At 70.3% G+C, this 12,564-nt stretch carries 13 protein-coding genes; 8 read left to right on the forward strand and 5 right to left on the reverse strand.

The genetic code is table 11. The annotated features are described in order from the left end of the window. Positions 1 to 52 precede the first annotated feature (52 nt). Positions 53 to 937: an alpha/beta fold hydrolase gene (locus PSH25_RS06085; RefSeq protein WP_238658073.1), complete on the forward strand. Its 885-nt coding sequence runs from the start codon at positions 53 to 55 to the stop codon at positions 935 to 937. A 121-nt stretch (positions 938 to 1,058) separates the two neighbouring features. Then, positions 1,059 to 1,520 (forward strand): DUF5709 domain-containing protein, encoded by a 462-nt coding sequence (locus PSH25_RS06090; protein WP_238658074.1) that lies wholly within the window; start codon positions 1,059 to 1,061, stop codon positions 1,518 to 1,520. Between the two features lie 51 nt (positions 1,521 to 1,571). On the opposite strand, the gene PSH25_RS06095 is transcribed toward PSH25_RS06090, so the two are convergent. From PSH25_RS06095 to PSH25_RS06105, 3 genes are all read right to left on the reverse strand, one after another. Beyond that, a complete protein-coding gene (locus tag PSH25_RS06095; protein WP_238658075.1) occupies positions 1,572 to 3,152 on the reverse strand; it encodes a DHA2 family efflux MFS transporter permease subunit in 1,581 nt (526 codons plus the stop codon). 594 nt (positions 3,153 to 3,746) lie between these two features. Then, positions 3,747 to 4,997: an HNH endonuclease signature motif containing protein gene (locus PSH25_RS06100; protein WP_238658076.1), complete on the reverse strand. Its 1,251-nt coding sequence runs from the start codon at positions 4,995 to 4,997 to the stop codon at positions 3,747 to 3,749. 109 nt (positions 4,998 to 5,106) lie between these two features. After that, positions 5,107 to 5,682 carry a DinB family protein gene (locus tag PSH25_RS06105; RefSeq protein WP_238658077.1) on the reverse strand — a complete coding sequence of 192 codons (576 nt, stop codon included), beginning with the start codon at positions 5,680 to 5,682 and terminating at the stop codon, positions 5,107 to 5,109. Positions 5,683 to 5,820: 138 nt separating this feature from the next. Here PSH25_RS06105 and PSH25_RS06110 point away from each other — a divergent pair, with 138 nt between their 5' ends. Further along, a complete protein-coding gene (locus PSH25_RS06110; RefSeq protein WP_238658078.1) occupies positions 5,821 to 6,315 on the forward strand; it encodes a GNAT family N-acetyltransferase in 495 nt (164 codons plus the stop codon). Positions 6,316 to 6,444: 129 nt separating this feature from the next. On the opposite strand, the gene PSH25_RS06115 is transcribed toward PSH25_RS06110, so the two are convergent. Both PSH25_RS06115 and PSH25_RS06120 read right to left on the reverse strand, forming a co-directional pair. Continuing rightward, the gene (locus PSH25_RS06115; RefSeq protein WP_238658079.1) at positions 6,445 to 7,248 is read right to left on the reverse strand and encodes an IclR family transcriptional regulator domain-containing protein; all 804 of its coding nucleotides are present in this window, start codon (positions 7,246 to 7,248) and stop codon (positions 6,445 to 6,447) included. Between the two features lie 4 nt (positions 7,249 to 7,252). Then, the gene (locus PSH25_RS06120) at positions 7,253 to 8,689 is read right to left on the reverse strand and encodes an amidohydrolase family protein (RefSeq protein WP_238658080.1); all 1,437 of its coding nucleotides are present in this window, start codon (positions 8,687 to 8,689) and stop codon (positions 7,253 to 7,255) included. Between the two features lie 196 nt (positions 8,690 to 8,885). On the opposite strand from PSH25_RS06120, the gene PSH25_RS06125 reads away from it, so the two are divergent. From PSH25_RS06125 to PSH25_RS06145, 5 genes are all read left to right on the forward strand, one after another. Further along, complete coding sequence (locus tag PSH25_RS06125) at positions 8,886 to 10,022, forward strand: CaiB/BaiF CoA transferase family protein (protein WP_238658081.1); 1,137 nt, start codon at positions 8,886 to 8,888, stop codon at positions 10,020 to 10,022. Further along, positions 10,007 to 10,777, forward strand: coding sequence for a citryl-CoA lyase (locus tag PSH25_RS06130; RefSeq protein WP_238658082.1), 771 nt, complete (start codon positions 10,007 to 10,009; stop codon positions 10,775 to 10,777). Before PSH25_RS06125 ends, PSH25_RS06130 begins: the two co-directional genes overlap by 16 nt. A 30-nt stretch (positions 10,778 to 10,807) precedes the next feature. Beyond that, positions 10,808 to 11,674, forward strand: coding sequence for a DODA-type extradiol aromatic ring-opening family dioxygenase (locus tag PSH25_RS06135; RefSeq protein WP_238658083.1), 867 nt, complete (start codon positions 10,808 to 10,810; stop codon positions 11,672 to 11,674). Further along, on the forward strand, positions 11,671 to 12,033 hold the full coding sequence (locus PSH25_RS06140) for a hypothetical protein (protein WP_112672887.1): 363 nt from the start codon (positions 11,671 to 11,673) through the stop codon (positions 12,031 to 12,033). Before PSH25_RS06135 ends, PSH25_RS06140 begins: the two co-directional genes overlap by 4 nt. Beyond that, positions 12,030 to 12,564, forward strand: a 535-nt coding sequence (locus tag PSH25_RS06145) for an MDR/zinc-dependent alcohol dehydrogenase-like family protein (protein ID WP_502361344.1), incomplete at its 3' end; no start/stop codon positions are given. The genes PSH25_RS06140 and PSH25_RS06145, both read left to right, overlap by 4 nt.

Here is a 12,564-nt window from a genome sequence, read left to right on the forward strand (position 1 = left end):
CCAGTCGCCGTGTCGGCGGACGCCGCGCGGGTCTCGGATCGGGAGATAGTTCATGGGTTCCACCAGCCACGACGTCAGCGCCCTCGCACCCGGTGCCCACACGTTCACCGTGGATGGCGTTCGGCAGGTCTACCACGTCGCCGGCACCGGCCCGGTCTGCGTGGCGCACTCCGGCGGCCCGGGCATCGAGTGGGCGTACCTGCGGACGCCCAGCCTTGAGGCGCACTTCACCATGGTCTACGTCGAGCCGGTGGGCACGGGAGCGTCGGGGCAGCTCGACAACCCCGACGATTACCGTCTCGACACGTATGTCCGGTTCCTGCACGCCGTCGTCGAGCACCTCGGCGAACCCCGGGTGTACCTCCTCGGGCACTCGCACGGCGGTTTCGTCGTCCAGCGGTACGCGCTCGTGCACCCGGACCGGGTCGCCGGCCTCGCCCTGTACGACACCTCACCCGTCACCGGCGCCGAGTTCTGGGCCGAGGCCATGGCCGGCCTCGCCGCCTACCCGCAGCGGCACCCGGACCGGCCGGAGGCGGCGGCGGTGCCGGCCGCCTTCGGGCAGATCGGCGGCACGACGGACGACGAGTCGTTGGGGGCCGCTCTGCGCGCCGCCCTGCCGGTGTACTTCGCGGACTTCTGGGGTCGACAGGACGAGTTCGCCCCGTTCCAGGCCGCCGTCCGGATCTGGTCGACGCCGGCCGGCGCTCAGGACCCCACGCCGTTCGACGTACGGGCAAACCTCGGTGAGATCACCGTGCCGGTCGTGGTGATCGTCGGGGCGTACGACTTCATCTGCGGTCCCCGCTGGGCCGAGCAGCTGCACGCGGGGCTTCCGGACTCGCGGCTGGTGACGCTGGAGCGAAGCGGACACTTCGCGCACATCGAGCAGCCGGTGGAGTTCACCGACGCCGTGGCGGAGCTGCTGAAGCGTTGACCCACCGCGGCACCGCGTGCCCCGAGGTCCGTACGTCACAGCGGGCAGGCCTCGGGGGGCGGGCGCGTTGCACGGTCATAGGCTGAGCGCTTTGCTGCACCGTGACGAAGAGGAGACCGCCGTGAGCCAGACCGAACGGATGGATTCCGTCGACGAGTGGAACGTGGCCGAGGACGACGGCGTCCTGGACGCCTCCGACACCCTCGACGACGACCGGGTCGGCGACCCCCTCGACACCGGCATCATCGCCGAGGACCACTGGACTGCGGCGAACCGGTTCGGCACCACGCCGGCCGAGGAGCGGGCGGGCGAGTCCCTGGAGCAACACCTCGCCCAGGAGGTGCCGGATGTCGACCCGTACGCCGAGGGTGGCGACGACGAGGACGAGCTGACCCGCCGGGGGTACGAGGCGGAGGCGCGCGCCGGTCGGCTCGTTTCCTACGACGAGGGCGTCCGCGAGGACGACGAGGCCGAGTCGGTGGCGTGGGACGCCGGCATCGACGCGGGTGCCGCCAGCGCGGAGGAAGCGGCGATCCACGTGGTCGAGGACCCGGACGGGCCCGGCGACGGTCCGTTGCGCTGACCCCGTACCCGCCGCGCTCGGCACCTGAGGTGCTGAGCGCGGCGGGGTCGGTCAGTGGATGACGACGGGCGTCTTGACCTGCTCGCCCTGCGGGTCGTCGAGCTGCGCCGGCTGACGTCGGCGCGGCAGGAACGCCGCCGGGATGATCGTGAGCACGACCAATGCGAACGCGACCCAGAACGTGCTGGCGAACGACTTGGCGGCGAAATCGAGCCCGCGCTCGATGAGCGACGGGTCCACCGGCATCTGCTGGAGCAGCTCCGGCCGCTGCTGGGAGGCGATGGCCAGCCCGGCCTCGGTGACCGGCTTGCCGCTCTCGTCCACCAGGCCGGGGATCGGCCGGGAGCCGTTCAGCTCGTTGGTGAGGATCACCGACATCACGGCGGCGCCGACCGAGCCGCCGATCTGCTGGAGGATGTTGACAAGCGTCGAGCCGCGGGCCACGTCGTTGGCCGACAATGTCCGCAGCGCCGACGTCATGATCGGCATCATCGTGCCGCCCATGCCCAGGCCCATCACGAACAGCGACCCGCCGAGCAGCCAGTACGAGGTCTGCGGGTCGACCTGGGTGAACCCGAAGAACCCGACGACGATGAGACCCAGCGCGAACGGGACGGTGCGCCCGATCGGCACCCGGTCGGCCAGCGTGCCGGCGATCGGCATGGTGATCATCGCGCCGATGCCCTGCGGGGCCATCAGCAGGCCGGCGGCCAGCGTCGACTCACCGCGCACCTGGAGGAAGTAGCTCGGGAACAGCAGGCCGGCGCCCATGAACGCGATGATGAACACGAACATCGTCACCGACGCGATGGTCAGGCTGCGGTTGCGGAACAGCCGCAGGTCGAGCAGCGGGTGCCGGGGCTTGAACGAGTAGAGCACGAACGCCACCACCAGCGCGCCGCCGACAAGCATCGGGGCCCAGACCTCGGCCTCGGCGAAGGTGCCCGCCTCCGGCAGGGACGAGACGCCGTAGAGGAAGAGGGCGAGGCCCGGCGAGAGCATGAGCATGCCGACGAAGTCGAACGACTCGGACGGCTCGGGCGCGTCCTTCGGCAGCGCGACCTGCGCGTAGATCAGGGCGACAACGCCGATCGGCAGGTTGATCAGGAAGATCCAGTGCCAGCTCGCGGTGTCGATCAGCCAGCCACCGAGGATCGGGCCGCCGATCGGCCCCAGCAGCATCGGGATGCCGAGGACCGCCATCAACCGGCCGATCCGGTGCGGCCCGGCCGCCCGGGTCATGATGGTCATGCCCAGCGGCATGAGCATGCCGCCACCGAGGCCCTGCAGGACCCGGTAGCCGATCAGCTCACCGATGGTGTCGGCCATGGCGCAGAGGCCGGACCCGATGGTGAACAGGGCCAGCGCCACCATGTAGAGCCGTTTGGTGCCGAACCGGTCCGCCGCCCACCCGCTGAGCGGGATCACGGTGGCGAGGGCGAGGGTGTAGGCGGTCATGGTCCAGGCGACGCGGGCGTAGGACGCGTCGAACTCGCTCTGGAATTTGGGCAGCGCCACGCTGACCACCGTCACGTCGAGGATCGACATGATCGCGCCAAGGACGACGACGCCCGCCACCTTGAGCACCGCAGCGTCGAGTTTGTCCGATGTCGCGATGGATTGCTGTGTCACAAACTCTCCTGAAGTCGATTGAGCCGGCCGATGGTGGGCGGTGGCGGCGACGCCGCGCCTACCGGGCGCGGGGGCGCGACGTGCCGGGCAGCGACGCGCGGAGGCAGACTAACCGCCGGTTGTGACGATTCGCCGCCGGATTTCGTGACCGGCCGGCCGCGTATCCGAACGGCCGCCCATTTACAGCCGCTCGTCGGGGTGGCGATCAGCCGGCAGCACCGCGAGCTGGAGGCGGGCTGCGGTCCGGATCAGCGCGGTGAGGGCCGGGGATCGGCTGGCGCGTCCACCGGCACAGCGGCGAGGTCGAAACGAAGATCGCGCTGGTCCCCGGCGCGAACAAGGGAATCGGGTACGAGATCGCGGCCGACCAGCGTGCCGAGTCCTGGTCGCGCGCCTCTCACCGCCTCGGTCGCTGAGGCGGAGTCGCGCGTGCCGACCTTGGCCGCGCGCCTCTCACCGTCTCGACAGCTGAGCCGGAGTGGGGCCTTGGTCACACGCCTCTCCTCGCGTCGGTGGCCGCCTGGAATTGGGGCGTGCTGGGCTGGCTCCTCGATCGGTCTGCTGACCGGAATGATCGTTGTGTGCTGGTGGTGCTCACGTTCGTCGGTGGTAGTGGTTGCGGCGGGGGACCTGTTCGGGGTCGAGCCAGGCCGGTGGCACGAACTCGGGGTGGCGGTCGCCTGCCAATCGCACGGCCCAGTCGCTGTGGTGCAGGTGCCGGTGGTGGTGGCCGCAGAGCAGGACGGCGTTGGTGAGGCTGGTGTCGCCGCCGTCGGCCCAGTGGTGGAGGTGGTGGGCGTCGCACCAGCGAGGTGGTCGGTCGCAGCCCGGGAAGGCGCAGCCTCCGTCCCGCAGCACCAGAGCTCGCCGGAGAGGGCCGGTGATGAGACGACGTTGTCGGCCGAGGTCGAGTGGTTGGCCGGCTCCGCTGAGGATGGCGGGAAGGATGGCGGCGTCGCAGGCGAGACGGCGCACGGCCTCGGGGGTGAGGTGCAGGCCGGTGTCGAGGGTGCCGCTGCCCAGTTGCCGGGTCAGCCCGTCGTAGCTGGTGGTGACGACGATCTGGGCGGGATCACCGCCATGCTCGGGCAACTCGCCGGTGCGCAGGGCGAGGCGGCACACGTCACCGAGAGCGTCATGCCGGCGTTGCCCGGGAGAGCGCTGGTCGTCAGGGCCCGCGGGTGCGCTGAGTGGGTCGATGGCGGCACGGAGCAGCCCGGCGGTCTCGGTGTCGAGGACGCCGGTGAGTCGCAGGCGGCCGTCGGTGAGGGTGGAGAGGGTGAGGTGACGGTCGCGGGTGGCGCGGCGGGCTTCGGCATCCAGGGCGGCTTTGGCGGCGGCGTCGGCGATGTCGGGTGCGACGTGGTCGAGGATGCGCGTGCTGAGTTTGCGTAAGAGGGTGGGATCGAATTGCCCGGCCCACTCGACGAGCACTCCGAGGGCTTTGTCAGCGGCCTCGGGACCGGCGGCGGTCTGCACGTTGTCGACCGTGTCGGCGATGACCCGGGCCTGCTCGACGGTGATGTGGCCATCGGCCAGTGCGTGGCGTACCTCAGGGTTGCCGGTGTCCAGGACGGCTGCGAGGTCGACGAGGCGGCGGGCGGCCGGGATGGTGAGGCGTAAGCGTTCGCGGAGCCAGACCGCGGTGGAGGAGGCGCCCTGCGCGGTGGCGGTGCCCCGACCGTCGAGCTCACGGATCAGGGCCAGCTTCAGTGCGGCGAGACGCTGCTCGATGCGGTACGCGGTGTCGAGCGCGGCGATCAGCTCGCCCTCGGCCTGTGCCCAGGTGGCCGTATCGGCACAGGCCGCGATGGCACCCTCTGCCTGCGTCAACTCTTCGACCACGACCCGAATCTAGAACAGGTGTACGACATTTTCAGTTATCATGATCGATCCGCGCCAGCCCCGGCCCAGGCGGCACGCCGGCGATCTGGCTGCCATGGCCGGCGGAGAACTAGCTGCTGCGCTTGCTGGCGTCGAGGGCAGCCTGCTCCACTCGCTGGCGGTAGTCCAGCCACCATGACTCGTCCACGGGGGGCAGGTTGTCATTCCTGGGCAGCAGCCCGGCCGTGCCGTCGATGAGTTCACGCACGATGTCAGCGTGGCCGGCGTGCCGCTGGGTTTCCGCGATGACGTGGACCAGGACGTGGTGCAACGTGACCGCAGCGTCGCCCCACCACGGCACGTGGCCTACCTCATGCAGCGTAACGGCATCGATGGTGGTGTCGGCGTGGGCGATCGCGCGACGGTACAGTGCGACGATCTCCTCGCGGGTCTCCCTCGCGCTCGCCCACATGTCGGCATTGGTCTCCGCCCCGTCGCCGATATACGGCAGCTCCTGCTCGAACGGTCGGCCGAACACGACGCCGAAGTAGAGGATCTCCATGGCCGCCGAGTGCTTCACCAGACCGAGCAAGTTGGTCGCGGTGGGGGTCAACGGACGTCGAATATCGTATTCGCCGAGCCCGTCGAGCTTCCACAGCAGCGACTCGCGGCCGCCCTTCAAGTAACTGTGCAGGTCCGCCTTCATCGCGGCACTATGACATCCGGTCCGGTGTCGGCGTTGCCCCGGACGATCCGTCGGCGTGAGGTCTTGCTCGCCTAGGTCTCGTCCTGCCGATCATGGTCGGGGCGCCAAGGTGGCTGCGTCGACCTTAGGATCGGGATGATGCAGGACACGAAGCTGACGGTTCGGCCAGCGAGTTTGGCGGATGTCCCTTCACTGGTGGAGTTGCGTCTGGCCAACGCCGAGGCGCACCTCGCTCTTGACGCCGGCACCTACCGCGTTCCCCAGCGCGAGGCGGTGGTTCGCCACTTCACGGCCATGCTGACCGACGAGGCGGGTCGAGATGGTGTTCTCGTCGCTGAGGCTGATGACGGCCGGGTGCTCGGGATGATTGAGGTGTTAGTGCACTCCGATCCGCCGGAGCATCGGATCCTGCGTCCTGAGCCTTCGGCGCAGGTGCACACAGTGGTACTGCCCGACGCCAGGGGACTTGGGGTGGGATCAGCGTTGTTGCTGGCGGCCGAACGGTGGGCAACCGGCCGGGGGATCTTGTACCTGTCGGCCGGCATCTACCACCGCAATGTCGATGCGGTGCGCTTCTACAGTCGGCACGGCTACACCAGCGCCGGTCTCTCCCTCGGCAAGAGCCTGGATTAGTGCCTACGGTGCCGGTCACCACCGGGCTCCGGAAGCAGCGGCGCGATCACCGCATGCCTGATCGGTCCGCTCATCAGGACGCACCACCGGCACATCGTCAACGATCAACCACATGATCGGCAGTAACGCCTAGGCCGTGACCACCGGTACGGCGGCGGTGAGCGCCCAGTCGTGCCCGATGTCGGCGGCCGCGCGCAGCAGCCTCGGGAGGTGCTCCTCGCGCAGGGTCTCCAGCGAGGTCTCGGCGGCGTGCACTGTCACGTTGATGGCGGCGACGACCTGCCCGTCGCCGTCGCGTACGCCGGTGGCGACGGACCGGATGCCCGGCGCCAGGTCCTGGTCGGCGAGCGCCCAGCCCTTGGCCCGGACCTCACGCAGCACGGCGTCGAGGTCGCCCGGTGCGGGCTGCCAGCGCGGCGTGATGCCGGAGCGGCTGGGCTCGGCGAGAACGGTCGCCAGCGTGTCCGGTGGGAGGGCCGCGAGCAGCACCTTGCCCATCGACGTCGCGGGGGCCGGAAAGCGGGTGCCGATGGTGACGCCCAGGGTGACGATCTTGGGGACGGCCACCCGGGCGACGTAGACGATGTCGCTGCCGTCGAGCTGGGCCATCGAGGTCGACTCGTTGGTCTGCGCGACGAGTTTCTCCATGTGCGGTCGGGCCACGTCCCACATGTTCAGCGCGTTGACGTACGCCATCCCCAGCTCCAGGACGCGCGGGGTGAGGGTGTGGCCGCGGCCGGCCGCGCGGACGTAGCCCAGCGATTCGAGCGTGATGAGGATGCGCCGGACGGTGGGACGGGCCAGGCCGGTGGCGGCGGCCAGCTCGCTGAGCGTCATGGAGGGGCAGGCGGGACGGAAGGAGCGCAGGACGTCGAGGCCACGGGCGAGAGCCTCGATGAAGTCGGGCCCGGCGCCCCTTCCGTTGTCACTCATGTCCTTAATGCTTCCATTGCGCCGACCCGGCGTCCCACTCGGTGTACTGGTACGGGTTCTCCAGGATCGCGGTTTCGGGGACGTCCGGGTTCATGCCCCGCTGCCACGCCTCCTCCCCCATCGTCTCGCGCAGGTGGTCGATGGTCGCAGCCACCCTGGCCCGCGCGGCGGCGAGGTCGACGCCGACGAGGCGGCCGTCCCGCTTCACGACCCGGCCACCCACCAGCACTGTGTGCACGTCGGCACGCTGGGCCTGGAAGACGACGTGACCGTGCGGGTTCAGGATCGGGAACATCACCGGCGAGGCGTCGTTCTTGATCAGGACGACGTCGGCCTGACGGCCGGGGGTGAGCGCGCCGATCGTGGCGTCCATGCCCAGCGCGCGGGCGCCGCCCCGGGTGGCCCACTCGACGACCTGCTCGGCGCGCAGGTGGCAGTGGGTGATGGTCTCCTGCTTGGCGTGCGCCTCCAGGTGCTCCCGGGAGCGGTCCGCGCCGAGCGTGCTCCGCATCGCGGAGAAGAGGTCGCCGCTCCACCACACGCTGGTGTCCATCGACAGGGACACCGGGATGTCGTGGTGGCGCAGCTGCCAGGTGGGTGGGTAACCCTGGCCGGCGCTCTGCTCACTCTCGGTCGAGACGGAGACCGAGCCGCCGGTCGCGGCGATCCGGTTGTACGAGTCCTGGGTGAGCGTCGCCGCGTGCACGTAGACGGTGGACGGGGTCATGAACCCGTTCTCGTGCATCAGCCTGATGCCGTCGTCGTTGGTGGCGCCCCACACGCCGGCGTGGGTGGTCACCGCGGCGCCCAGCTCGCGGGCCACCTCGAACGCGGCCCGTTCCGGGAAGGTGGGGTCGCCGGTGACGTCGAACGCCAACTGGAAGCCGGCCAGCTTCCCACCGTCGAGGCGGCGGCGGTGGAAGTCGCGGAACTCCGGCGAGGTGGCCCACTCCCACGGCCCCTGCTGGATGTTGCCGTAGGCCAGCACGAACCGTCCGTCGACCGCCTCCAGGGCGTCCACGGCGGCGTCGGCGTGCTCGGGTGTCTGCAACCCGTGCGACCAGTCGACGGTGGTGGTGACGCCCGCGTCGATCGCCTCGATCGCGCCGAGCAGGTTGCCGGCGTAGACGTCCTCGGGCCGGAACAGCCTGCCCGACTCGAGGTAGTACCAGACGAAGTACTGGGTCAGGGTCCAGTCGGCGCCGTACCCGCGCATCGCGGTCTGCCACAGGTGCCGGTGGGTGTCGACCATGCCGGGCATGAGGATGCCGTCGGTGGCGTCGATCTCCAGGGCGTCGTCGGGTGCGGTGAGGCCGACGCCGACCTGCGCGATCTGCCCGCCGATGACCAGCACGTCGGCGCCGGGCAGCACCGTGTGCGCGTCGTCCATGGTGAGAACCAGGCCGTTACGGAAGACCACCGGCCGGTCGGTTGCGCTCATTCGCCACCCTCCTTTCGGAGTACGAGGGAAATCCGGACCGCTGTCCGCTGTGCGGCCAGCCCGAGTGGCGCAAGTGTGGTCCCGGTCACGATTCGTGTCAAGAGCGCGGTCCCGCGCGATGATCGCACCGTTGACACGCACCGTACGGTGCCGCAAGCTGTCCCGGCGGACAGGTGTCCGCAGAACGGGCGGAAACATGGTGCAGCATTCGACAGGCCCACTGGCCGGCCTGCTCGTCGCGGACTTCTCCCGGATCCTCGCCGGGCCGTACGCGACGATGCTCCTGGCCGACCTGGGCGCCCAGGTGATCAAAGTGGAGAGCCCCGGTGGCGACGACACCCGCACCTGGATGCCGCCCACCCGCGACGGGGTCTCGACGTACTACCTCGGCATCAACCGCAACAAGCGTTCGGTCGCCCTGGATCTCAAGAAGCCCGACGACCTGGCCGCCGCGCAGGAGTTGGCCCGCCGCGCCGACGTGCTGATCGAGAACTTCCGGCCCGGTGGCCTCGCCCGGTTCGGCCTCGACTACGACACCGTCACCGCGACCAACGACAAGATCGTGTACGCGAGCATCAGCGGCTTCGGCACCGGCGCGGGTAGGGACTTCCCCGGCTACGACCTCATGGTGCAGGCCATCTCGGGCCTGATGAGCCTCACCGGCGACCCGGACGGCTCGCCGTACCGGGCCGGGATCTCCGTCTTCGACGTGATGGCCGGGCTGCACGCCAGCATCGGCATCCTCGCCGCGCTGCACCACCGCGGCGAGAGCGGACGAGGCCAGCACGTCGAGGTCAATCTGCTCAGCTCGGCGCTGTCCGGGTTGGTCAACCACTCCAGCGGCTACGTCGCCGGCGGCACCGTCCCGTTCCGGATGGGCAACGCGCACCCCAGCCTCTTCCCGTACGAGCCACTGCCCACCGCCGACGGCGAGCTGATCGTCATCGCCGGCAACGACGGGCAGTTCCGCAAGCTCTGCCAGGTGCTCGACCTACCCGGCCTGCCGGACGACACGCGCTTCGGGCGCAACCAGGACCGCACGGCCAACCGCGAACAACTGCGGCCGCTGCTGGTCGAACGCCTCGCCAAGCGGACCAAGGACGAGTGGTTCCGGGACCTGCTCGCCGCCGGCGTCCCCTGCGCGCCGATCAACACCATCGACGGTGGTGTGGCGCTCGCCGAGGAGCTGGGGCTCGACCCGGTGGTCACCGTCGGAGACGTGCCCGGTGTCCGCAACCCCATCACCTTCTCCGACACCCCGGCCCGGTACGAACTGCCGCCGCCGGGGCTCGACGAACACGGCGAGGAGATCCGCGCGTGGCTGACGAACTGAGCTTCCCCACCGGGATCGGCACCTCCGACCCGACCACCATCTCCCTGCTCGGGCAGGACCTGGCCGCCGACCTGATGGGCACGGTGGGCTTCGGCGAGCTGGCGTACTGGCTGGTCGCCGGCCGGCGCCCCACCCCGGGTGAGGTACGGGTCTTCGAGGCGGTGCTGGTGGCACTCGCCGACCACGGCTTCACCCCGACGGCGATCGCCGCCCGACTGACGTACCTGTCCGCGCCCGAGTCGTTGCAGGGCGCGCTCGCCGCCGGCCTACTCGGCGGCGGCTCGCGCTTCCTCGGAGTCACCGAGGACTGTGGACGCTTCCTCGCCGACACGCTCGCCCAGGCCGGCGAGGTGACCGACTACGACGCGGTGGCGCTCGACGCGGTCACCCGGGCCAAACAGGAACGCCGGCTGGTCCCCGGGCTCGGGCACCCCGTGCACAAGGAGCAGGACCCGCGCACCCCCGTCCTGATCCGGATCGCCACCGAGGAGGGTCTGCACGGCCCACACCTGCGGCTGTTCGAGGCGATCGGACGCGTACACCCGCAGGTGCTCGGCCGCACCCTGCCGCTCAACGGCGCCGGAGTCTGCGGGGCGGCCCTCGCCGACCTCGGGCTCCCCGTCGAGATGCTGCGCGGCTTCGCCCTGCTGGCCCGTGCGGCGGGGCTGCTCGGGCACCTTGCCGAGGAGCGACGCCGGCCGCTCGGCATGGACATCTACCGCACCGTCGACCGCAACGCCGTCTACGAACCCTGATCTCCTCCTCCACCCCCGAAAGGAGCGGGAATGGCCTCCATCGTCGCGGTCATCGCCTCCACCCACCACCCCTTCTACTACCGGGCCAGCACCGCCACCGGCGAGGATCGACCGCCGTTCGCCGACGAGTGGACCCGCAAGATCCTGGCGTTCCGGGATACGCTGACCAGGGCCCGACCCGACGTGCTGGTGATGGTCGGCTCCGACCACTTCCACCAGCTCTGGCTGGACAACATGCCGCAGTTCCTGGTCGGCAAGGCGCCCCACTACGACGCCAACTGGTACAACGAGGAGCGCGAGTTCGGGCTGCCCCGGATGCTGCTCAAGGGTCAGGAGGACCTGTCCGGGCACATCCTGCGGGCCGGGCTCGACGCCGGGTTCGATCTCGCGTTCAGCAACGAGCTGCGCATCGACCACAGCATCACCTGCCCGATCATCACGCTACGGCCCGAGGCCGACCTGCCGATCGTGCCGATCTACACCAACATCTTCGCGCCACCGCTGCCGCAGCCGAAGCGCTTCGTCCAGCTCGGCCAGAGCATCCGGGACATCGTCGAATCGTGGCCGTCGCACCTGCGGGTGGCCGTCATCGGCACCGGCCACCTCTCGCTGGAGCTGGGCGGCCCCCGGCAGTTCGGCCCGCACGGCCCGGACCCGGAGTTCGACAGGCGGGCCGTCGAGTGGATCGCCAACGGCGACCTGGACGAGTGCCTGCGCGAGGTCACCCTGGACAGCCTGCACTCACCGGGCAACGCCACCCACGGCTTCATGGACTTCATGCTCATGATGGGCGTGGCCGGTGCCGGCGTGAAGGCCGACTACGTCGACACCCTCGACCTTTTCCACACCATGGAGGCGTACTTCACCTGGTACCCGAACGGAGCGCCGACGGCATGAGCAAATATCTGCTGAACAAGTTCCTCTTCATGGTCGACCGGGACCCGGAGCTGGTCGAGCGCTACCGCAGCGAGCCGCGCGAGCTGGTCGCCTGGTGGGAGGCCGAGTGTGCCAACACGGTGCTGAACTGCCACACCGGCGAGGCGAGCACCTGGCTGCGCTTCGACGACGTGGAGCGCGAGGCGTTGGCCACCCACGACCACGTGAAGCTCTTCGAGTTGGGCGCGCACCCGTTCCTCACCCTGACCCTCTTCATCGCCCTCTTCGAGCGGGACAACACCGAGCCGCTGGAATACCAGAAGTCCTACGGCGCGCGGCTGGCCCACTTCTCGATGCCCTACCCGGACATCGCGACGTGATCCGCGCGGCCCTGCTCACCACCTGCGGCGAGCCGCCGACGATCGCCGAGCGGCCGGCGCCCGTGCCGGCCGACGGTACGGTGGCGGTCACCGTCGAGGCCGTGCCGATCACCCCGCTGGACGTGCTCTGCGCCAGCGGCACCAGCTACTTCGGCCCGCCGAGCACCCCGTACGTGCCAGGCGTGCAGGGGGTCGGTCGGCTCCCCGACGGCACTCCGGTCTGGTTCGGCACGTCGGCCGGGATGCGCTCCGGTGTCGACGGCAGCATGGCGAGCACAGTCACGGTGCCCACCGTCGACGTGGTGGCGCTGCCGGCCGGCGTACCGCTGACCCTTCTCGCGGCCCTCGGTCTCTCCGCGGTCGCCGCGCACGCGGCGCTGACCGACGCCGGCGGCCTGGCAGCCAGCGACCAGGTCGTCGTGCTCGGAGCCGGAGGTGTGGTCGGTCAGGCCGCCGTCCAGCTCGCCCTGCTCGGCGGCGCCCGCCGCGTCATCGCCGTGGCCCGCTCGGCCTCGGCGCGGGCCCGCGCCG

Source organism: Micromonospora foliorum (assembly GCF_022229015.1).
Lineage (GTDB): Bacteria > Actinomycetota > Actinomycetes > Mycobacteriales > Micromonosporaceae > Micromonospora > Micromonospora foliorum.